The organism is Peribacillus frigoritolerans (genome assembly GCF_040250305.1).
GTDB lineage: Bacteria > Bacillota > Bacilli > Bacillales > DSM-1321 > Peribacillus.
Window position 1 is genome coordinate 4,962,116 of sequence record NZ_CP158190.1, and the last position, 21,462, is coordinate 4,983,577.

At 41.1% G+C, this 21,462-nt stretch carries 19 protein-coding genes, 1 tRNA gene and 1 riboswitch; of the genes, 9 read left to right on the plus strand and 11 right to left on the minus strand.

All coding sequences use genetic code 11. The features are described from left to right. Positions 1-34: 34 nt before the first annotated feature. A tRNA-Ala gene (locus ABOA58_RS24575) sits at positions 35-107 on the plus strand. A 288-nt stretch (positions 108-395) separates the two neighbouring features. Here ABOA58_RS24575 and ABOA58_RS24580 read toward each other — a convergent pair. Together ABOA58_RS24580 and ABOA58_RS24585 are read right to left on the minus strand one after the other, a co-directional pair. After that, on the minus strand, positions 396-1,598 hold the full coding sequence (locus tag ABOA58_RS24580; RefSeq protein ID WP_350300380.1) for a PLP-dependent aminotransferase family protein: 1,203 nt from the start codon (positions 1,596-1,598) through the stop codon (positions 396-398). Between the two features lie 468 nt (positions 1,599-2,066). Then, a complete protein-coding gene (locus tag ABOA58_RS24585; RefSeq protein WP_350300381.1) occupies positions 2,067-2,462 on the minus strand; it encodes a VOC family protein in 396 nt (131 codons plus the stop codon). Between the two features lie 284 nt (positions 2,463-2,746). On the opposite strand from ABOA58_RS24585, the gene ABOA58_RS24590 reads away from it, so the two are divergent. Further along, positions 2,747-2,977, plus strand: coding sequence for a helix-turn-helix domain-containing protein (locus tag ABOA58_RS24590; protein WP_134782497.1), 231 nt, complete (start codon positions 2,747-2,749; stop codon positions 2,975-2,977). 351 nt (positions 2,978-3,328) lie between these two features. On the opposite strand, the gene ABOA58_RS24595 is transcribed toward ABOA58_RS24590, so the two are convergent. Beyond that, on the minus strand, positions 3,329-3,493 hold the full coding sequence (locus ABOA58_RS24595) for a hypothetical protein (protein WP_214744096.1): 165 nt from the start codon (positions 3,491-3,493) through the stop codon (positions 3,329-3,331). 409 nt (positions 3,494-3,902) lie between these two features. On the opposite strand from ABOA58_RS24595, the gene ABOA58_RS24600 reads away from it, so the two are divergent. The 4 genes from ABOA58_RS24600 (at position 3,903) to ABOA58_RS24615 (ending at position 9,406) form a co-directional block, all read left to right on the plus strand. Continuing rightward, entirely contained in the window at positions 3,903-4,820 is a 918-nt protein-coding gene (locus ABOA58_RS24600; RefSeq protein WP_350300382.1) for a proline dehydrogenase, read from the plus strand. Between the two features lie 57 nt (positions 4,821-4,877). Continuing rightward, on the plus strand, positions 4,878-6,419 hold the full coding sequence (gene pruA / locus ABOA58_RS24605; RefSeq protein ID WP_101223545.1) for an L-glutamate gamma-semialdehyde dehydrogenase: 1,542 nt from the start codon (positions 4,878-4,880) through the stop codon (positions 6,417-6,419). Positions 6,420-6,585: 166 nt separating this feature from the next. Then, complete coding sequence (putP, locus tag ABOA58_RS24610; RefSeq protein WP_350300383.1) at positions 6,586-8,052, plus strand: sodium/proline symporter PutP; 1,467 nt, start codon at positions 6,586-6,588, stop codon at positions 8,050-8,052. Between the two features lie 133 nt (positions 8,053-8,185). Continuing rightward, complete coding sequence (locus ABOA58_RS24615) at positions 8,186-9,406, plus strand: PucR family transcriptional regulator (RefSeq protein WP_350300384.1); 1,221 nt, start codon at positions 8,186-8,188, stop codon at positions 9,404-9,406. A 187-nt stretch (positions 9,407-9,593) separates the two neighbouring features. Here ABOA58_RS24615 and ABOA58_RS24620 read toward each other — a convergent pair whose 3' ends face one another. Continuing rightward, positions 9,594-10,013, minus strand: a complete 420-nt coding sequence (locus ABOA58_RS24620; RefSeq protein WP_350300385.1) for an RrF2 family transcriptional regulator — start codon at positions 10,011-10,013, stop codon at positions 9,594-9,596. A gap of 308 nt (positions 10,014-10,321) precedes the next feature. Here ABOA58_RS24620 and ABOA58_RS24625 point away from each other — a divergent pair, with 308 nt between their 5' ends. Both ABOA58_RS24625 and ABOA58_RS24630 read left to right on the plus strand, forming a co-directional pair. Beyond that, on the plus strand, positions 10,322-10,792 hold the full coding sequence (locus ABOA58_RS24625; RefSeq protein WP_350300386.1) for a cysteine dioxygenase: 471 nt from the start codon (positions 10,322-10,324) through the stop codon (positions 10,790-10,792). Positions 10,793-10,900: 108 nt separating this feature from the next. Continuing rightward, positions 10,901-12,337, plus strand: a complete 1,437-nt coding sequence (locus tag ABOA58_RS24630) for a 4-hydroxyphenylacetate 3-hydroxylase family protein (RefSeq protein ID WP_350300387.1) — start codon at positions 10,901-10,903, stop codon at positions 12,335-12,337. Between the two features lie 91 nt (positions 12,338-12,428). Here the strand turns inward: ABOA58_RS24630 and ABOA58_RS24635 are convergent, their stop codons facing one another. The 7 genes from ABOA58_RS24635 to ABOA58_RS24665 all read right to left on the minus strand — a co-directional run bounded on the left by ABOA58_RS24635 (position 12,429) and on the right by ABOA58_RS24665 (position 19,974). Further along, positions 12,429-12,545 (minus strand): sugar diacid recognition domain-containing protein, encoded by a 117-nt coding sequence (locus ABOA58_RS24635; RefSeq protein WP_350300388.1) that lies wholly within the window; start codon positions 12,543-12,545, stop codon positions 12,429-12,431. 97 nt (positions 12,546-12,642) lie between these two features. Then, the gene (locus ABOA58_RS24640; protein ID WP_350300389.1) at positions 12,643-14,097 is read right to left on the minus strand and encodes an alanine/glycine:cation symporter family protein; all 1,455 of its coding nucleotides are present in this window, start codon (positions 14,095-14,097) and stop codon (positions 12,643-12,645) included. Between the two features lie 201 nt (positions 14,098-14,298). After that, on the minus strand, positions 14,299-15,951 hold the full coding sequence (locus ABOA58_RS24645; protein WP_350300390.1) for a glycerol-3-phosphate dehydrogenase/oxidase: 1,653 nt from the start codon (positions 15,949-15,951) through the stop codon (positions 14,299-14,301). Between the two features lie 325 nt (positions 15,952-16,276). After that, a complete protein-coding gene (glpK, locus tag ABOA58_RS24650) occupies positions 16,277-17,767 on the minus strand; it encodes a glycerol kinase GlpK (protein WP_350300391.1) in 1,491 nt (496 codons plus the stop codon). A 21-nt stretch (positions 17,768-17,788) separates the two neighbouring features. Then, positions 17,789-18,613 (minus strand): MIP/aquaporin family protein, encoded by an 825-nt coding sequence (locus ABOA58_RS24655; RefSeq protein WP_127777776.1) that lies wholly within the window; start codon positions 18,611-18,613, stop codon positions 17,789-17,791. 225 nt (positions 18,614-18,838) lie between these two features. Further along, the gene (locus ABOA58_RS24660) at positions 18,839-19,381 is read right to left on the minus strand and encodes a glycerol-3-phosphate responsive antiterminator (RefSeq protein ID WP_048683275.1); all 543 of its coding nucleotides are present in this window, start codon (positions 19,379-19,381) and stop codon (positions 18,839-18,841) included. A 173-nt stretch (positions 19,382-19,554) separates the two neighbouring features. Further along, a complete protein-coding gene (locus ABOA58_RS24665) occupies positions 19,555-19,974 on the minus strand; it encodes a hypothetical protein (RefSeq protein WP_350300392.1) in 420 nt (139 codons plus the stop codon). Between the two features lie 156 nt (positions 19,975-20,130). Next, a riboswitch (SAM riboswitch) is annotated at positions 20,131-20,232 on the plus strand. Between the two features lie 82 nt (positions 20,233-20,314). On the opposite strand from ABOA58_RS24665, the gene ABOA58_RS24670 reads away from it, so the two are divergent. Next, a complete protein-coding gene (locus ABOA58_RS24670; protein ID WP_350300393.1) occupies positions 20,315-21,418 on the plus strand; it encodes a 5-methyltetrahydropteroyltriglutamate--homocysteine S-methyltransferase in 1,104 nt (367 codons plus the stop codon). The last annotated feature ends 44 nt before the right edge of the window (positions 21,419-21,462 follow it).

The following is a 21,462-nucleotide window of genomic DNA, read 5'->3' on the forward strand; positions in this document are numbered from 1 at the left end:
AAAATCCGATAAAATAATTATTGTACCTCAATTCGGGGCATTAGCTCAGCTGGGAGAGCGCTACGCTGGCAGCGTAGAGGTCAGCGGTTCGATCCCGCTATGCTCCATATCCAAAAACCCTTGCGTAGCAAGGGTTTTTTTCTTTGGCTTTTAAAAAAATACTTCATAGTGATCATATGAATCATCACAATCTACATATATACATTTTAGGTTGTGTGCTCCAGCAGTGGGCTTAACCTTTCCGAAAGTATGAAACAATTCCCGCCATCATCGCGAAGGAGTTAAGAATCCTTTCATTAAGAAAGTGCCTACCCCCTTTAAGGAAGTAGGCACTTTCAAAATCCATTTTCAAAAAAGCATCGAAATAACTAATAGATTAATTAACTAACAATCCTTCAGGGCAATCTATTCAAAAAAGATGCGATAAGCTGTCCTAGTCTTCGAATTCCCTCGAATATTTCTTTCTCATTGGCATAACTGAACGAAAGCCGGATAAACTCGGTTCCATCGTTTTGATCCAAGAAAAAGTATTTCCCTGGAACATATGAAATACCCTCAGCAAGAGCCTGTGATAATAAATGCGACGTATCCACACCTGGAATTCTCACCCATACAAAGTAACCGCCATCTGGTACATACCATGAAACGGATTCTGGAAGAAATTGTTCCATCGAAAGGATTAACGCATTACATTTAGAACGATACACATCTTTTAGTAGGTCGAGCCGTTTATCAAAATCGGCGTTTTCTAAGTATACAGCCATTGTACTTTGAGCAAATGGATGGTCTAAATCTTTTTTAAACCACTCTAAAGCCTTAATGAATTCACTTTCTCCCGCTATCCATCCAATCCGCATTCCTGGCGCAACAACCTTGGATAAGGACCCAACATGGAGGACCCGCCCGCGTTCATCAATAGATTTTATTGGCACCGGATTTTGATCGAAGGATAATTCTCCGTACGCATCATCCTCTAGAATTAGAAAATCAAACTCGATGGAAAGCTCCAATAAATGCTTCCGGCGCTCAATTGTCATAGTCGTGCCAGTTGGATTTTGAAAGCTTGGGATAGTATAAAGAAAACGCGGGAGGGTTAGACCTTTACACTTCCTTTCATCCAGCATTTCTTTTAATCGGTATGTTTGGATCCCCTGTTCATCTATAGGTATACTGATAATCTGCTTCGTATAGTTTTGAAAAATCTCTAAAGCCTCCATATAGGTGGGAGACTCTACCGCTACGACCGCTTTATCATCAAGAAGAATGCGGGCAATGAGATCAATCCCCTGGCAAGCTCCTGATGTAATCAAAAGCTGTTCTTCCAAAATGCAAATTCCACGCTCTGCCAATCTTTTATGGATTTGCTGCTTTAGTTTTGGAATTCGTGGACTTCCGAGATAATGGAGCGGCAAATCCTGCTCCTCATCAAGAAGTCTGGCTACAGCTACCTTGAGCTCCTCAGCAGGAACGAGAGCAGGATCAGGATAACCTGAACTCAAGCGAATACAATCATCCGGCAGATTTGGCATCCATGCACCGGGCGGATCATTCTTAAGTGCCGCTTTAATGTTTTGAGAAAAAAAAGATTCAACATTCACTTCAACCATACACCCTTCCGTCAATCAAATCTTAATTGATACTCGTGATTTTTGAAGATAGACCCCTTATTTTATATAAGCATAAATCTTTTGTAGAAACACTCTAAATTAATTTTAATTTTTCTCTAATGAGAGACAACAATCACTCTTTGCAAATTCCGAAGTCCCTTTTACAAAGACTTTCTTTGTCGCTCCAATGCAATTTTAACTTATGTGTGTATGGATGAGGTCGTTATTTTCGTCATCAGTATCTGTAAAGCTGATTAAAAGAACGAAAAAATAAAGAAAGGCAGATCGTCCGCCTTTCTTCACTTTTTATGCAACTCATTGCATTTCTTAACCAATCGCTTCGGTGCCGCACGTAAATAGGCTTCTTGAATCAGATAGGTCAATTCATCCCAGTCTTCCCTATCCGGATTTTGAATAGAGACCCAACCGTTATGTCCTATATATGGAGTTTTATCAACTCTATTTTGCATTCACATCAGGTTGATGAATTCCAAAAGTATTGCCTTCGGTATCAATATAGTATCCTTGCCAAGCCATTCCGGGCAGGGCAAATATGGGCATTGCGACCTTGCCGCCATTCCCAATAATTTTAGCTTCCGTTAAATCGTAATTTTCCACTTCCATGGTACAAGCAAATGCATTTAATGCTTGGTGTGTTTCCGGCGGAGCACTATGACGCTGCATCAAAGCACCATCGATCCCAGGTTCTTTCTCATCGCCAGTTACTGCTCCATAGTAAGGCACTCCCGCATAATCACTCCAGTCTTGAAATGTCCATCCGAATACCTCTCCATAAAACTTCTTTGCCCGTTCCATGTCATTCACATGAATTTCGAAATGAACTATTCTACCCATGATTTCCTCCTAATTTAAACAAGAATTAACCATATCCTTAAATTATTCAGTCTGCGTTAGCTTACAAATGCCCATTTATTTTTAAAATTAAATGGAAATAAATTCAAATAAATTAGAGCTTCACCCTACATCCTGTCATAACTTTTTAGAAAGACCACAGGAACCCTATTAAATCTCGTTTGTTCCGACCAACCGTTTGTATATAAAATATTTGCGAAACTATGCGTATATTTTTGTGAAAGTTTGACGAGACTGCTAGTAAATAATTCTAGGAGGTTATCAAAATGTTTAGATTCGGGAAGAGAAAGCCGCGGAGCAAGGTCGGTAAATTAATAGATAAGCACGGATATACACAAGAGGAGTTTGTAAGTGCGTCCGGAATCTCACGCAATACGATAAGCAGAGTTTGCAGCGACCCTAAGTATGTGCCGTCAGCCGGGGTTTTAAAGAAAATCATGAAGGCGGTTCGAAGTATAGATGCTGGCGCCAAGGCAGATGACTACTTTGATTTGTAAAAAGGCCCTAGCTTATGGCCGGGGCTAAATGTATTATTCAATTCTTGTTCATACTCTCCTTAATCCAAGCTTTCCTTTCGCTGGAATTAGGGCATGTCCTTAACTTCAAAAGCATATCCTCCCACTTTGAAGTCAATTACTTTCAAATAAAATACCTTCATTCCAACGGCCCCAGCTTTTCAAAGTTCAGGTGAAAAAGCTCATATGTTAAAATCCTCCGCTTCTAATGGAAGCGGGGGATTTTCATCATTCTCGGATAATATGCTTATAGCTAACGGTTCTTTTGTCGCTTTTAGACAAACCCTGCAGGAATTGTTAAAAAGCGACAAAGGGTTATGTATTCCGCCTCAGCTATTTTCGACTAACCATTTTCTTAATGAACTGAACCACAGGTGACACAATGGATTCATGTACATTCGTAAGGGCATAACCGATCAGCCCCATTATTATCAGGGCCATTATTAATCCTATTATCAATCCTGATGTTTCTCTAAGTTCTTCAAGTACAGCATCCATTCCTTATCCTCCCCGGCTTGCCGATGCACTTATTTTTACGGTTTTTCACCGATTTTACGTCTGAAAGCTTCATTTATCGTTTTTTCTTCGAACATTGACCGATTCTGTTAAATAAGGTTCATTATAACGCATTGGATGATTATGGTCGAGCTGCCACTTTTAAACGCATTCATTGAAGGCCTACACCATCATCGCTCACTAATAAAGGCTTTACCTCTAGCGTTTCTCTTTAAGTCAAAAGATAAACCTTCGTTTCATCTGAACATTCAAGGAGATATGTAAACCTTTTCATTTGTCCAAAACCGACAAACAAAAGACAGAATTATTGTTTTTTAAGAACATTGAGAATATTGTCGAAAAACCTTAAGCTTAATTTAAGAAATACATCTTCTTAGGGGGTGCGCTTTATATGGAAGCCATTACAAGGGACTTTTTCTTATTTTTATCTAAGAATAACCTGCTTAATAATATTGCTAAAAAAAGCGGAGGAAATTTTGCTGCTGGAAAGATCATTGGGGGAACTGATTTCCAAAGTTCCATTAAATTCATTAAACAACTTAATAATAGCGGCTTGTCGGTTACAGTCGACCATCTTGGGGAATTCGTTGATTCCAAGGAAGTGACCCTGGAACGTACGGCAGAATGCATCGAAACCATCGAAATGATCAGCAGGGAAAAACTTGATTCACAGGTTTCTCTGAAGATGACTTCTTTGGGACTTGATATCGATCATAAACTCGTGATTGAGAATATGACGAAAATTCTTGATACAGCCGAAAAACATAAAGTCATGGTCACGATCGATATGGAAGATGAAGTTCGCTGTCAGGCGACAATCGATATCTTCAGGCAGTTCAAAGAAAAATACAGCTGCATAAGTACTGTTCTGCAAGCATATTTATTCCGCACAGAGAAGGATTTGGAGGACCTTGCCCAATATAAGCCATTCCTGCGTCTCGTAAAGGGTGCCTATAAGGAATCTCCCGAGGTGGCTTTTCCTGAAAAAGATGATGTAGACGAAAACTATAAAAAGTTGATCAAGCAAAGTCTTCTTAACGGAAATTACACCGCCATTGCCTCACATGATGACAAAATCATCGAATATACAAAAGAGCTGGCCAAGAAGTTTGACATTCCAAATACACAATTCGAATTTCAAATGCTTTATGGCATGAGAAACAAGACCCAATACGAGTTGGTCAAGCAAGGTTACAAAATGCGCGTTTATGTACCATATGGTCTGGATTGGTATGGATACTTCATGAGAAGGCTTGCAGAAAGGCCATCCAATATTGCCTTTGCCTTCAAAGGGATGGTCAGAAGCTAAATATACATTCAACATTATTAATTGCTACAAAAAATCTATTAAAAGGTGTGATTATCAATGATTTCATATAAACACGAACCATTTGTCGATTTTACAAACGAGGAAAACAAAAAAGCATATCAGGAAGCCCTTCAAACTGTTGAGGGCTACTTAGGGCAAGACTACCCTCTTTATATCGGTGCAGAGCAAGTGACGACCGATGAGAAAATCGTTTCATATAACCCTGCAGATAAGCAAGAGGTCATCGGACGAGTATCGAAAGCGAATAGGGATCTTGCTGAAAAAGCCATGCAGGAAGCTGTTACCGCTTTTGAAAGCTGGAAAAAAGTGAAGCCGGAAATCCGCGCTGACGTTTTGTTCAAAGCGGCTGCCATCATTCGCAGACGCAAGCATGAATTCTCTGCGTTATTGACGAAAGAAGCGGGAAAACCTTGGAATGAGGCTGATGCGGATACAGCGGAAGCGATCGATTTCCTTGAATTCTATGCCCGTCAAATGCTGACTCTTAAAGATGGTGTGCCTGTTCAAAGCCGTCCAGGAGAATTCAACCGCTATGATTATATTCCATTAGGGGTCGGCATCATCATTTCTCCTTGGAACTTCCCATTTGCGATTATGGCAGGTACAGCTGTTGCCGCTATCGTTACTGGTAACACAATCCTTTTGAAACCAGCTTCTACTACTCCTATCGTTGCTGCGAAATTCGTTGAAGTGATGCTTGAAGCCGGCCTTCCAGCAGGTGTATTGAATTTCGTTCCAGGAAGCGGAGCAGAGGTCGGCGACTACCTGGTCGATCATCCTAAAACACGTTTCATTTCCTTCACAGGTTCACGTGATGTAGGACTGCGCATTTACAAACGTGCTTCAGAAGTGAACGAAGGCCAAATTTGGCTGAAGCGTGTCATCGCTGAAATGGGCGGAAAAGATACAATCGTTGTCGACAAAGAGGCAGATCTTGAATTGGCGGCTCAATCGATCGTGAAATCTGCATTTGGCTTCTCTGGACAAAAATGTTCTGCTTGTTCCCGTGCTGTCATCGTTGAAGATGTATATGATCAAGTATTAGCTCGCGCTGTTGAATTAACAAAACAACTTACAGTTGGTAATCCTGTAGAAAATCATTTCATGGGACCGGTTATCGATCAAGCGGCTTTTGACAAAATCATGAGCTATATTGAAATCGGGAACCAAGAAGGACGCATTCTGACTGGCGGAGAAGGAGATAGCTCTAAAGGCTACTTCGTTCAACCGACAATCGTTGCCGATGTCGATCCGCAAGCCCGCTTGATGCAAGAAGAAATCTTCGGACCAGTCGTTGCCTTCACAAAAGCAAAGGACTTTAACGAAGCACTTGAGATTGCCAATAACACTGAATATGGTTTGACTGGGGCTGTCATTACGACAAATCGCCTTAACATGGAAAAAGCACGCGAAGAATTCCATGTCGGGAACTTGTATTTCAACCGCGGCTGTACTGGTGCAATCGTAGGTTATCAGCCATTCGGCGGGTTCAACATGTCAGGAACTGATTCCAAGGCAGGCGGACCGGACTACTTGCAGCTTCATATGCAAGCAAAAACAACATCCGAAACATTCTGATAATGTTCCATTGAACTATTTGAAGATGATTTGAAACCCCTATGGTTTTCGTATCCTCCATTCTGGATACGGAAACCAAAATGAAGTTAAATGGAGGAAGTGACAAATAGGTTGCTTCCTCTTTTAAAACAAAAAATTATATATTTCATCACGAAGGGAGTCTTTTATGGATTACGCATTAATAATTTCGATCAGCATTTACATGGCTGGCATGCTTCTCATCGGTTACTTCGCTTACAAAAGGACTTCCAATTTAAATGATTATATGCTGGGCGACCGGGGTCTTGGACCTGCTGTCACTGCATTAAGCGCCGGTGCCGCGGATATGAGCGGTTGGCTTTTAATGGGTATGCCTGGTGCCATGTTCGCAACAGGACTAAGTTCAATCTGGATTGTAATCGGTCTCACAATAGGAGCCTATATGAACTGGCTGTATGTTGCACCTAGATTGAGAACCTATACGGAAGTCGCCAATAACTCGATTACGATCCCCGCTTTCCTGGAAAATCGTTTTGGCGAGGGCTCACAGATCTTAAGGCTCATTTCGGCTTTGGTTATCCTCGTATTCTTTACCTTTTACGTTTCTTCCGGAATGGTATCCGGCGGAGTCTTATTCCAAAGTACATTCGGCCTTGATTACCATACAGGCCTATGGATCTTAACAGGCGTCACCGTTGCCTATACTTTATTTGGTGGATTCCTGGCAGTAAGCTGGACAGACTTTGTTCAAGGGATCATCATGGTTGTCGCCTTGGTTCTTGTACCGATAGTCACCCTTTTCCATGTTGGCGGTTTCGGTCCTGCGATTGACACGCCACGTTCCATTGATCCAGCCCTATTGAATATTTTCACGGGGACGAGCTTTTTAGGAATCATCTCATTATTTGCTTGGGGACTGGGTTACTTCGGACAGCCGCATATCATTGTCCGCTTTATGGCGATCAGTTCTATTAAAGAGATCAAGAAAGCCCGTACTATCGGGATGGGTTGGATGATTTTCTCCAGTATCGGTGCCATGCTGACTGGATTCATCGGTATTACGTATTTCCATCAGAACAACCTGAAGTTAGATGATCCTGAAACGATTTTTATAGAGTTAGGGGAAATACTATTCCACCCGCTTATCACTGGTTTCTTGATTTCCGCAATACTGGCAGCCATCATGAGCACGATTTCTTCGCAGCTTTTGGTTACGGCCAGCTCTTTAACGGAGGATATGTACAAAACTTTCTTCCGTCGTTCCGCTTCAGATAAAGAGCTTGTTTTCCTGGGCAGACTTTCCGTACTGACCATATCCGTCATAGCGCTCATTCTCTCTTGGGAACAGAATGACACGATCCTTGGACTTGTCGGCTATGCATGGGCTGGATTCGGATCTTCATTCGGTCCATTGGTTATACTGAGCCTCTGCTGGAAACGAATGACAAGATGGGGCGCTTTAGCCGGGATGATCGTTGGTGCCGGGACTGTAATTTTCTGGTCGATGGCAGGATTATCCGATACGCTTTATGAAATGATTCCTGGTTTTGGTGCAAGCTTGATTGCCATCATCCTGGTCAGTCTTCTAACAGCGAAACCATCAAAAGAAGTAGAAGCGACATTCGAAGAATTCGAAAAAACTTTAAAACAATAATAAAACCCCTAAAAGGAACGGTATTTATTCATATACCGTTCCTTCTTTGTTCTTGCCCCTATACACATCATTAGTTTAAAAGTATTATTAAACTAAGTTGTCATACACTTCAAAAAACTACAGGGGGCCATATATGTCATTAGAAAAAATTCTGACTCTCACAAACATCAACGATATAACGGATATGGTCAGCACTTATTTAAAAAAACCAGTCGTCATCGAAAATGACCAATTTTTATTGCTGGCATATAGTTCTTATTATATCGAACACTTCGACCAAGCCAATCGGCAAACCATCTTCACAAAGCATTGGCCGATTCCAATTCTGGAAAAATTCATGGATGAGGGCATTGTCGAACAGCTTAAAACAGTGGAGCATCCATTTAGGGTGAAACAAATCGAGGAAATAGGATTAAATCAAAGGGTCGTTGTGAGCGCCGTTCACAAAGGACAGGTCTTCGGCTTCATTTGGGTCCAAGAAACGGAAATGATGACTGATTCCGATCTGGAATTTTTACATGAAGTTTCCCATCATATCGGCAAGCTCCTTTATCAGAAAAAACAGATAAACATGAAAAAAGATGAAGAAAAAAATGAGTTTTATCAAAAGGTCATTGACGAAGTCTATCAAACGGAAAACCAAATAAAATGGGAAGCCGCCAATATGAGTCTTCTCATTCCGGAAACTTTCCTTGTCAATGTCTTTACCATCGCTCAATCCGATGCGGAACATTTCGATGAATTAGCGGATACAGTCAGTCTGTTCGCCAATGCGTTGAATCATTTTACCCATGTATTCACAAACCAATTGAAGATCATCGTTCTGATTGGCAGCAATGGAAAAGGGAAAGACCTGCTTACCGATAGCGCCAATGATTTAACGAACACCGTTCTTTCCCAATTCACCGACAAAAAGGTATTCCCGGGAATCGGAAATGAGTACTCTTCGATTCTTCAATTAAGAAAATCCTATCTCGAAGCCCTGGAAGTGATCAACTCAGCCAAGTTCATCGGTGAACCTGAGCAGCTTCCCTTCCAATATAGCAAGCTTGGGATTTTCCGTTACCTCGAAATGATCTCCAACCATCATACTAAAAAGAAATATATCAATACGGATTTAGAGATTCTTCAAAAGAAGGACCTGGAAAGCCAAACCAAACTCCTTCAAACACTGGAAATATATCTATTGAACAATTGCCGGATCAAACCGACATCGGAACAGCTATACATTCATACCAACACATTGAAATATAGATTGAATCAAATAACCGATCTCACCTCAATCGATTTTGATGACTTTCATTCGAGAATGCAACTATACATCGATTTACAGCTTATAAAGCAGAGATCTTAAAGAACGCCCCGTTTTTGAGTTCGGGTGATTCAATAAGCGAAGGAGAGAAGAAACGCGGCTAGGTCTGCCAGTTTTTTCTCTCCTTATACATTGTTGTACTTCTTTAACGCTTTTACCATATCAAGTTTTAGGTTTTTATATAATCTTATGGAAAGATCCATTTATTAAGTTTAGTAGAAATCGGTTCCTATTTATACAAGTTTCCTTCCAAAAGATCTTTTAAAGTGGTATTATCCAGCAATTCTGCCACTTGATCTCTAATCAGTGCCCAAAGAGGTTTCAATAAACAGTTATTATCTTCAAGGGGACAATATTCATATGCTGTAATGCTTACACAACTCATAGGGGCAAGCGGTCCTTCTAAGTCCCGAATTACATTTCCAATGATAATCTTATTGGGCAATTCCTTTAAAGTATACCCTCCGCGGACTCCCCTTTTACTTTTAACATAACCGTGACTTTTCAAATGCAATAGAATTTGTTCCAGATATTGAGGAGACACTAATGTCTCATTCGCAATATCTTTAATCTGCATGAGTTCTTCTTCGCTCTTTGCTAAAGCTATTAAAGCTCTTAATGCATATTCCCCCTTACTTGAAATCTTCATATGATGATCACTCCCAGCCAATACCCTTTATATCAGGCTATTTAATGATTGACGATTATATACGTGGAAATTTGTGTCCATTTCATTATTGGGAATGCACATTTAAATAATTTATTCATACTATATTTCAGAAAGTCGACAAATTTAATCATGTTACTTTGGAATCAAGTTAATCATTAAAAAGAAAGGAGCCGAAAAGATTTCAGATTAATTTAACTATTAACCCCCTCAAAAAAAGGGGACAAGTCAAGCTTCCTGACATTGAAAAAAAAATGAACGCTATCTTATTTGTAAGGAGCCGAGAAAGAATGGGTTTTTTAGAGACTATCAAAAGCACTTTCGATAACTTACCCTCATATAATGAGGTTAAATTAGTACAAGCTGTACAATCTTTAAATCTAACATTTAATGAAGTTTCTAAGTATGTTACTGAACCGAAGGATTTAGAATACGGAAGAAATGTTATTTACAGTTCCGAAAATGTCGAAGTAATTGTTATTCATTTACCTAGTATGGCCAAAACTTTTATCCATGATCATGGATTGTCTATTGGATGCATTTTTGTAGTGGCTGGAGATTTTCTAAACGTATTATATAAGTTAGAAGACAAAGAATCTTATCCTATTTATGATCGAATCGAGGAGTTTTCCCAAAATGAGATCCTCCTTGTTAAAGAAGATACCATCCATATGATGTATAATCCCACCACTTCACCTGTTATTACATTTCATATATACACTCCACCATTAAAAGGCGGAACAACTTATCCTTCCTCATGAACAATCCCCAGATTCATTTTCACTCAAATATATGAGCAATAATCTAATAGATATAGGAATGTCATTTTTACAGCCAAAAAAATTCCCATAGTTTCACAGGAGGATGCTATGAATTCGCAAAGCAATCAATTTATTCAAAGCTTGCAAGACGGAAGAAGTGTTTGGTTAAATGGAACAAAAATTGATGTCACAACCGATGAGAACTTCATTGGTACATTAACTACGATTTCCGATTTATTTAATATGATTGATGATCCGCAAAAGAGAAACTTGGTAAGCTATCCTAGCCCCAAAACGAAAAAGTTCGTCCATTCAGCCTTTTTAGTTCCACACTCTTATGATGATTTACTGCAGAGGAGGATAGCTTTTGAAACTTGGAGCCAAACAACTGATGGTGTGATGAGCCGTTTATCAGACTATGCAAGATCAAGATTAACAGGATGGTATGCATCGCGAGAGGACTATAAAAAGTTTGATGCACACTTTTCCCATAAAATTAAAGCTTATTATGAAGAAGCAAGAGATAAGAATCTTTTTTTAAGTGTTGTCCAACGAGATCCTCAAATTAATCGTGCCGATCAATGTTTCAAAGATATAAATGATCTAGGATTATTAAGAATTACAAAAAAGACGAGTGATGGTGTTTTCTTAAGTGGAGCCAAAATGATTGGTACTGCAGCACCATATTCGAATGATATAATCGTTTATCCCCTCGCAAATCTGAAAGAAGAACAAAAATCCATAGCTCATATGCTTATTGTTGCGGCCAACTCTCCCGGATTGCATATGGTTTGCCGGGAATCCTTTGCTGCAAATCAAATCAAAACAGCAGATTCGCCTCTAAGTTCAAGGTACGACGAGATGGATGCTTTATTAATTTTTGATGATGTATTCGTCCCATGGGAACGTGTATTACTGTACGACAACCCAGATGCTTTGTTACAAATCAAATTAAATCCCGCATCAAATGGCTTAGCATATCATCAAGCAATTGTTCGATTATTAACAAAGCTGGAATTCGTTGCGGCTATAGCTTGCGAAATTGCTGAAGCAATAGGGGCCGATGTTTATCTGCATGTTCAAGAAAAAATAGGAGAACTACTCATCCAAGTCGAGACGATCAGAGCTTTATTGATAGCTTCAGAAAGGGAAGGAAAGCTTGATCAATATCAAACGTTCATCCCAAATTTTACGTATATTGAAACAGCCAGAAACCTTGGGACCAAATATTATCCCCGTGCCATAGAGATCTTACAACTCATAGGAGCAGGAGGATTCATTCAAATTCCCTCAAGTGTCCAGGATTTTCAAAGTCCCTTATCAGATTTGCTGACAAAATATTATAAAGGAGCGAATCTGGAAGCAGAAAAGAGAACAAAACTATTTAAATTAGCGTGGGATCTTGTGGGGAGCCCTTTAGGGTCGAGGCATGAATTATATGAACGTTTTTACGCAGGAGATCCAATACGTAATATAGCTAATCAGTATAATAATTATGATAAAAAAAGATTTAAATATATGTTAGAAAAGTATTTAAATGATTAATAGATTTGCTGGCAAAAAACATCGCTTGAATCTTGGCGAAATCGGTAAATGTATTTGGAAAAGCTTGTTTAATAGTAGACAAGCTTTTTATTCATTCACCCTTTAAGTAAACAGCAAGAACCATTCCGTCTTTATCCGTAATAAGCACATCATGGCCGATTACTTCACTGGTTATATTCACAATTTCTTGGGCTAATTTAGCTAACATATCATCCCCCTGGTTATCGCAAAACTATAAAAAACCAGCTCGCAAATAACTTGAACTGGCTTTTCATGTATCTTCTTATATTAATTCAAGAGCATTTTCAAGAAACATTTTCTTTGTCGCCGGTGTATTCACGCTCCCAAAAATCGGCGTTTTTTATGCCTAAAGCTTTTGGATTGAAAACCGGATCGACCCCTGCTTTCTTTTGCTTTTCGTAATCCTTTAACGTAATGAGCGCCGGTTTAGCAAGAATTAAAATGGCAATGACATTGAGCCATACCATAATCCCTAGTCCAGCATCACCTAATGCCCAAGCCAGCTCTGCCGTCCGCACGGATCCGTAAAAACTGGCCGCCAGGATGATGAGCTTCAAGGCGAACATAGCCGTTTTACCATTCCGGTTGCGCATTAAATAGGCGATATTGGTTTCAGCGATATAATAGTAGGCCATGATCGTCGTAAAGGCGAAGAAGAAAAGGGCGATTGCAACAAAGCCAGCACCAAAACCTGGGATTACGCTATCGATTGCCGCTTGTGTATACCCTGGACCAGGTGTTACATCTCCCAAATTATTGACGATATATGAACCATTTTCCGCTTGTGTATTATACATGCCTGTAAATAAAATCATGAAGGCCGTAGCGGAACAAACGAACAATGTGTCGATATAAACCGAGAATGCTTGAACAAGACCCTGCTTTGCCGGATGTGATACTTCAGCCGCAGCCGCCGGATGAGCTCCTGTCCCTTGGCCGGCCTCATTCGAATAAACGCCGCGTTTCACTCCCCAAGCTATCGCCATGCCAATGATCCCCCCAAATGCGGAATCCAACCCGAAGGCACTTCTGAATATCAAAGAGATGACTCCTGGTAATTCTGTGATATTCATTAGAACGATGACAACAGATAGCAATATATAACCAAGGGCCATGAAAGGCACGATTAAGGTTGCAGCATTAGCTATCCGCTTTACACCGCCGAATATAATGAAGCCAAGTAAAAGGACGATGGCCAAACCAGTGAATACCGGTTTGATGCCGAATGCATTTTCCACCCCGGCAGCAATCGAATTGGATTGAACACCTGGCATAAGGATGGCCATGGCTATCAGGGCTGCAAATGCAAAAAGGACAGCAAACCACTTCCACCCTATCCCCTTTTCAATATAATAAGCAGGACCTCCCCGATATTGTCCATCTTGTTTGACTTTATAAATTTGAGCTAAAGTGGATTCCACAAATGCACTGGCCGCTCCTATGAAGGCTATGGCCCACATCCAGAAAACGGCACCGGGACCGCCAAAGGCGATAGCCGTGGCCACTCCTGCAATGTTACCTGTACCGACCCGACCTGAAAGGGCTATGGATAAAGCCTGGAATGAGGAAACCCCCGCTTCCGAACTTTTTCCTTGGAACATCAAGAGGACCATTTCCTTAATATGCCTCACTTGCAGAAAACGGGTTAAAATCGAGAATAATAAACCTACTCCCAATAAAATATAAATAACTGGTGAACTCCATAAAACTCCATTTAAAGCCGTAATAAATTCAGACAATCAAGCTCCCCCTTTATAGTTTGAAAATTCTAATTTATCTTTTAATGATTATATTTCATCTTGTTAGATTAAACAATAGTTTTCGCGTAAGGAAACCTTACATGTTTTTTTATTTTTCCACTTGCAAATACCCCGATAATCACATTCCTAATACAAAAAAACGCCAGCGATTCCGCCGGCGTCATGTTTTTTGCATATAGGTCAAGATACTTTAATCGCACCCAATATTTCCTGTTCCAATTGATTCGTTCTCTCTATTTTTGTTGATTCCGTCCATCCAAAATATCCAGCCATATAATCGATCACTGCATGTTTATGCGTTTGGACTAAATCGATATCGAATAACAGTGTCCCCGTCCTGCGGAAGAAGAAATCCACTGGAGTTGCGGCCATTTCATGATCCACTGCGTATTTCAGCTGTACGAACAATTTCTTTGGAAGGCCACCGCTCGCTCCTCCGTCTCCTTCGTTTTTGGCGATATCGAATAACACAGGTGCGTTGGACCCGTACATGGCCAATATCTCTTTGGAGTCCTTTACAGCGAGTCCTGAGTCAACTCCCATTTGAATATGTTGCTTGATATAATCGGAGAAGTTGCTTGATCCCCCGACATCCCCTCCGGAAATCGGCATTCCTTTAGTGCTGCTGGCTGGGTAAGTTTTATTGGATTGCTGGGCAAGCTTCCCAGCCAAAAGGTCGACCGTCGTTTTTGCCATTTTGCGATAACCGGTCAATTTCCCACCCGCAATCGTGATAAGTCCAGAATCGGACTCCCATATTTCATCTTTCCTTGATATCTCAGAAGGATCTTTCCCTTCTTCAAGAATTAACGGCCTTACCCCAGCCCAGCTAGATTCGATATCATCATTCGTAATGTTCACTTCTGGAAACATATAATGTATGCACTTTAATAGATAGGCACGGTCTTCGGAAGTAACGGTCGGCACTGCAGGATCACCATCATAAAAAGTATCCGTGGTCCCTACATAAGCTTTACCGGCTCTCGGGATGGCAAAAATCATCCGGCCATCAGGCGTATCAAAATAAAGTGCCTGCTTCAACGGGAAGTTCGATTGGTCGATGACCACGTGAACACCCTTGGATAGCTTCAGCGTCTTCCCTTGTTTCGATTGGTCCTTCTCACGAATGGAATCCACCCACGGACCTGCTGCATTAATGACTTTGTCTGCGTATATTTCATAAGCATCACCTGAAAGCAAATCGGCAACTTGGACTCCGTTCACCTTACCGTTTTCATATAACAATTGTTCTACTTTTGTATAATTTATCGGTGTTGCACCTTTATCGACAGCCGCCTTCATGACTTCAATCGTAAGACGTGCATCGTCTGTCCGATATTCAACATAGTAGCCTCCGCCCTTCAGTCCCTCTTTCTTAACGAGAGGCTCCCGTTTTAGTGTTTCATCCGCCGAAAGCATTTTCCTGCGTTCAGATTTTTTAACCCCCGCAAGGAAATCATATACCCTAAGTCCAATGGAGGTACTGAATTTCCCGAAGGTGCCTCCTTTATGCATCGGTAACAGCATCCATTCCGGCGTGGTCACATGCGGTCCATTCTCATAAACGATTTCTCGCTCTTTACCAACCTCAGCAACCATTTTTATTTCAAATTGCTTCAAATACCGCAATCCGCCATGAACAAGTTTTGTCGAGCGGCTAGAAGTACCTGCAGCAAAATCCTGCATTTCAACCAAAGCCACTTTCATCCCACGGGTCGTTGCATCCAGGGCGATACCTGCACCGGTAATTCCCCCACCAATGACAACCACATCATATTTCTCTTTTTTCAGAGTTTCGACCGTTTCTTTCCGATATATATTTGAAAACCTCATGACTGACTCCTCCTTTAAGTATTGCATTCTATTGTTTTTTTGTATGAATTTTGCGTTTACTCTTGAATTCACACTGTTTACTCGTGAATTCTGCACTTTTACTCGTGAGTTCGGTCATTAATATTAATTGGTTCATTTGTTCGCATAGGTTATATAGATATTAATATCCCTAATCTGCCATTAAAAACAAAAAAAGAGACCATAAATGCACATTATCGAATTAACGATAACGCATTCATGGTCTCTCCTGTTCTCCGGCCGAGTTATTAACTTGATTTCATTATAGCATACTCCAGCTCATTTGAGAAAGAATACATCTTGTTTTTTATTTAAACGCCATAGCGGCATGTACAGCTTTTTTCCAGCCTTCATATAATTTTTCACTTTCTTGCTCTTCCATGGAAGGTTTAAAGGTTTTGTCTACCGCCCATTGCCGGGAGATTTCTTCTTGATCCTTCCAATACCCGACAGCAAGGCCGGCTAAGTATGCAGCACCTAATGCTGTAGTTTCGTTTATGGTCGGCCTCTCCACGGGCACACGTAATAAGTCGCTCTGGAATTGCATCAAGAAGTCATTCTTGACTGCCCCGCCATCCACTCTTAGTGTTTGCAGCTCGATTCCTGAATCCGCCTCCATTGCATCAAGGACATCCTTCGTTTGATACGCAAGTGATTCAAGTGTGGCACGAATGAAATGTTCTTTGGATGTGCCGCGCGTCAAACCAAAAACGGCTCCCCGCACTTCGCTGTCCCAATATGGAGTTCCAAGTCCTACAAAGGCCGGTACCACATATACTCCATCCGTACTTTCTACCCGTTTTGCATAGGCTTCACTGTCCTTGGCATCATGCAGCATCCGCAGGCCATCGCGCAGCCATTGGATGGCGGAGCCAGCTACGAATATACTGCCTTCCAGTGCATATTCGACCTTCCCATTCAAGCCCCAAGCAAGGGTCGTCAATAGTCCGTGTTCGGAGCTGACAGCCTTGGTTCCTGTATTCATGAGCATGAAACAGCCTGTTCCATACGTATTTTTAGCCATTCCTTCATTAAAGCAAGCTTGGCCGAATAATGCTGCCTGCTGATCACCGGCTGCCCCGGCGATCGGAATCGATTGGCCGAAGAAATGATATTCAATCGTACGTGCATATTCCTCAGAGGAAGGCCTCACTTCCGGCAGCATCGACTTTGGTACAGTCAATATCTCAAGCAGTTCTTCATCCCATTTCAGTTCATGGATATTGTACATCAATGTCCTGGATGCATTGGAATAGTCCGTTACATGAGCCTTGCCTCCTGATAGCTTCCAGATCAGCCAAGTATCGATCGTACCGAATAACAGCTTGCCTTCATCTGCCTTTTGCCGTGCCCCTTCCACATTATCGAGGATCCATTTCACTTTCGTTCCGGAAAAATAGGCATCTATCAACAATCCCGTTTTATCCCGGAATAAATCATTAAGTCCCTTTTCCTTCAACTCATCACAGATTCCACTTGTTTGCCTGGATTGCCATACAATCGCATTATAGACAGGGGCACCTGTTTCCTTATCCCAAACGACTGCCGTTTCACGCTGATTGGTGATCCCAATACCGGCAATTTGCTCTGGCTTTACACCGGATTCAGATAGTACACCGGCGATCACCGCCAGGATCGATCCCCAAATCTCATTGGCGTTATGCTCGACCCAGCCTGGTTTAGGGAAATGCTGTGTGAATTCCTTTTGGGAGGAATGGACGATTTCCCCCTTTTCATTAAATAAAATCGCCCTCGAACTTGTTGTTCCTTGATCTAATGATAAAATGTATTTTTCCATTGTGTATGCCCCTCCTTTTAATTAACTAGCGATATTTCTGCTATCCAATTCATGTGACTGTTTTTTACCAAAAGCATAGGCTACTATCAATAGTACCAGGCTTGCACCCATAACAGACCAAAATCCTGCCGTTATTTCCCCCATAAAGAATGCTTTATAACAAACGGCACCAAGTGAACCCCCTACAATCGGTCCAACGACCGGAATCCATGAATAGCCCCAGTTGGAATTGCCTTTACCAGGTATCGGCAGCAAAAAGTGAGCGATGCGCGGCCCCAGGTCGCGGGCCGGGTTAATGGCGTATCCTGTCGTTCCCCCAAGTGACATCCCGATCACGACAATCAATAACCCGACTGCGAATGGGTTTAGACCCTCTGTAAAATCATTGGCCCCTATAAATAATAGACCAAGAATAAGGATGAAAGTTCCAATCATCTCACTTAATAGATTTGAAAATGTGTGCGGGATTGCAGGTGAAGTCGCGAATACACCAAGCTTCGCCCCTGGATCATCCGTAGCTTTCCAGTGTGGCAAATAGTGCAGGAATACTAGAGTTGCGCCGAGAATCGCGCCAATCATCTGGGCAACGATGTAACCGGGCACATCACTCCATGGAAATTCTCCAATAATGGCAAACCCTACTGTGACCGCCGGGTTTAAATGCGCCCCGCTTATGGAACCGACTGCAAAAACACCCATGGTAACAGCCAATCCCCACGCAATCGTGATAACGATCCAGCCGGCATCTTTTGCATAGGAACCCTTTAAGGATGAACCTGCCCCAATACCTGCTCCGAATAAAACTAATATCATCGTGCCTAACACTTCTCCCCAAAATGGAGTCATGATAAAACCCCTCCCCTGATAATTTTTTAAACCTTGCCAACAAATAAAAGGAGATCCACAGCAGAACTATCTTCATAAAAAAATTATGAATAGATCTGTTGTGAATCTCCTAGTCTCCGTCACATATATTAACTTGTACTGTAAAATATACTAGGTTATGAAAACGCTGTCAATAATTTGTGAAAAATTAATCTATTTTTCTGTAATTTTTTTCAATTTTCCCTATTAGACGATATCCCATAATTCAGTTTTTGAAGTGGTGATTGACGAGGCGCCGGCATCAAGGGCATTCAGGACTTCATCCGAAGTACGTATGAGGCCACCTGCAAATATCGGTGTCTGCAATCGTTCCTTCACTTCTTTTATCATCCATGGCATAGCGCCCGGCAATACTTCGATATAATCCGGCTTGGTTTTCTGCACCAGCTTATAGCTTTTCTCAAGCGCATGTGAGTCTATTAAAAAGATTCGCTGGATGGCAATGACCCCCTTTTGCTTCGCCTTCAATATAACGCTTGATTTAGTCGAAATCAGCCCATAGGGGTTATATTCCTGACAAATGAATTCTGTCGCGTACTCATCACTTCTTATGCCATGGATCAAATCGACATGATAAATCATTTTCTTATTATGCTGCTTTGCCATCATACTTACATTTTTCAATTGTGAGATATGCAAATCAAGAAACACACCTATTTCATAGGAACTTTCTAGAAATCTTTCAAAATCCTTCATGCTTGCTGAAGCAGGCAAAATCTTCTGATCCATCATTATCCTCCTCATTCCCAGAAAAACTCAAAACTTCAAGTCATTTAGTATATTTTAAAGAGCTTGATTTATCAAACACATTTTTTTCATGAACCATGTCATCTTAACACTATCATACCTGGCACACCCTTTATAGATTGCGGCTAAGGATATATGTAAAATATCCCCTTAAATCATAAAGAAAGTTTCATTTTCAATGCTCCTTCGACGAGTTCATACAATTTAATTGTGCCAATGGGAATTTTTCGCACGATGCTCCAAGCATTAACATTCATTTTGATCGCTCTTTTTTCATATTCAAAAAATGGCGGTCTGTTAAATATCCTTTGGTTGATGAAATTCCTGTCAATGGGTTCCATTTCCACTAATTCAAATGAAATTGTTCTTTTTTCCACATGAACCGGTTTCAATGTAATCCGGAAAGCTACGTCTCTCTTAAACATCATTTTTTTCACTTCCATCGTTCCGGAAAGCACAATATGCTTAGGCGTAATCTTGACTTTAATATCCTGACCATATGATTTCATTTTTATGATTCTCTCTATCATGGCTTCAGTTACCGTTATCGGTATGCCGCTTTTGAATGGACTCATCCTTGCATTCCCTCCCCACTCAAAGCATATGCCGGATTACCTGATGCCGTTAACATTTAAGCGTGAATTAATAAACGGTATATTCTAAATATTCAACCTCCAACTCTTGACCTTTATAAAAACTACCTGTATAGTCATAATTAATTTAATAGACAACTCTTATCCAGAGAGGTGGAGGGACTGGCCCTTTGATGCCTCAGCAACAGACTATTCATGTACTGTGCTAATTCCAGAAGTGTAAAAACTTGAAGATAAGAAGAGTATATAGCTTTGTTGCCAACACCTCTTCTTATCTTTAAGAAGAGGTTTTTTATTTTTAAAAGGAAAGAAGGAATGCAACATGTCAATCACATTAACGAAAGCGCCATTCAGGGCCGATCACGTCGGAAGTTTATTAAGACCGGAACGTTTACATATTGCCAGAAAGCAATTTAGGGAGGGTACCCTTTCAGCAGAGCGGCTTCGTGAAATTGAAACCGAAGAAATCAAACGGATTGTCGATAAACAAATTGAAGTTGGTTTAGAGGCCGTTACGGACGGTGAGTTCAGACGAACATGGTGGCACTTTGACTTCCTCGAACATTTAAATGGCATCGAGGGTTATGTAACTGAAAAAGGCCTCACATTCGATGGTGTGGAAACAGAGAGATATAATGTTCGCAATATCGCGAAGGTTTCATTCAACCCTGAACATCCCTTCATTCGTGATTTCATTGAATTGGACAAAATCGTGAACGGACGTGCCGTTGCCAAACAAACCATTCCCAGTCCGAATCAATTATTTGCTGCAGGCATTCATAATGAAGACATCTACCCTGATATTGAAGATTATGCAAATGATATCATCAAGGCGTATCAGCATGCTTTGAAAGCCTTTTATGAAGCAGGTGTGCGTTATCTTCAATTGGATGATGTATATATTGCCAGGCTTTCAGCTCCAGATTTCCAGTTCAAAGATGGAAAATATACGAGGGAACAGTTAATTGATCTTGCACTTCGTGTCATTAATGGCGCATTGGAAGGAAAACCAGAAGACCTTGTCGTCACTACCCATCTATGTCGTGGAAACTACCAGTCGACATGGGCGTTTGAAGGAAGCTATGCCCATATCGCCCCAACTTTATTGGCAAAAGAAAAAGTGGATGGATTCTTCTTGGAATATGATGATCAACGCTCAGGGGATTTCAAACCATTGGAATACATTCCAAATGGCGGGGCACGGGTCGTATTGGGTGTCGTCACTTCAAAAAATGGAGAAATCGAAGAAAAGGAAGCAGTTAAGGCTCGCATCAAGGAAGCGTCAGACTTCGTTCCTCTCGAACAATTATGCTTAAGCCCGCAATGCGGCTTCGCCTCCACCCATCACGGCAACAAGCTAACGGAAGAACAGCAATGGGAAAAGCTGAAATTCGTCGTTGATATAGCAAAAGAAGTATGGGAGTGATTTTTTTCCGAAAACTTTAATTCTGATTTACAAGATTCAACAAC

Bases quoted from the DNA above. Each gene is read 5' to 3' on its own strand.
- ABOA58_RS24585 (WP_350300381.1), bottom strand. From the start codon at position 2,462: ATGGGTAGAATAGTTCATTTCGAAATTCATGTGAATGACATGGAACGG.
- ABOA58_RS24590 (WP_134782497.1), top strand. From the start codon at position 2,747: ATGTTTAGATTCGGGAAGAGAAAGCCGCGGAGCAAGGTCGGTAAATTA.
- ABOA58_RS24595 (WP_214744096.1), bottom strand. From the start codon at position 3,493: ATGGATGCTGTACTTGAAGAACTTAGAGAAACATCAGGATTGATAATA.
- ABOA58_RS24600 (WP_350300382.1), top strand. From the start codon at position 3,903: ATGGAAGCCATTACAAGGGACTTTTTCTTATTTTTATCTAAGAATAAC.
- pruA (WP_101223545.1), top strand. From the start codon at position 4,878: ATGATTTCATATAAACACGAACCATTTGTCGATTTTACAAACGAGGAA.
- putP (WP_350300383.1), top strand. From the start codon at position 6,586: ATGGATTACGCATTAATAATTTCGATCAGCATTTACATGGCTGGCATG.
- ABOA58_RS24615 (WP_350300384.1), top strand. From the start codon at position 8,186: ATGTCATTAGAAAAAATTCTGACTCTCACAAACATCAACGATATAACG.
- ABOA58_RS24620 (WP_350300385.1), bottom strand. From the start codon at position 10,013: ATGAAGATTTCAAGTAAGGGGGAATATGCATTAAGAGCTTTAATAGCT.
- ABOA58_RS24625 (WP_350300386.1), top strand. From the start codon at position 10,322: ATGGGTTTTTTAGAGACTATCAAAAGCACTTTCGATAACTTACCCTCA.
- ABOA58_RS24630 (WP_350300387.1), top strand. From the start codon at position 10,901: ATGAATTCGCAAAGCAATCAATTTATTCAAAGCTTGCAAGACGGAAGA.
- ABOA58_RS24635 (WP_350300388.1), bottom strand. From the start codon at position 12,545: ATGTTAGCTAAATTAGCCCAAGAAATTGTGAATATAACCAGTGAAGTA.
- ABOA58_RS24645 (WP_350300390.1), bottom strand. From the start codon at position 15,951: ATGAGGTTTTCAAATATATATCGGAAAGAAACGGTCGAAACTCTGAAA.
- glpK (WP_350300391.1), bottom strand. From the start codon at position 17,767: ATGGAAAAATACATTTTATCATTAGATCAAGGAACAACAAGTTCGAGG.
- ABOA58_RS24655 (WP_127777776.1), bottom strand. From the start codon at position 18,613: ATGACTCCATTTTGGGGAGAAGTGTTAGGCACGATGATATTAGTTTTA.
- ABOA58_RS24660 (WP_048683275.1), bottom strand. From the start codon at position 19,381: ATGGATCAGAAGATTTTGCCTGCTTCAGCAAGCATGAAGGATTTTGAA.
- ABOA58_RS24665 (WP_350300392.1), bottom strand. From the start codon at position 19,974: ATGAGTCCATTCAAAAGCGGCATACCGATAACGGTAACTGAAGCCATG.
- ABOA58_RS24670 (WP_350300393.1), top strand. From the start codon at position 20,315: ATGTCAATCACATTAACGAAAGCGCCATTCAGGGCCGATCACGTCGGA.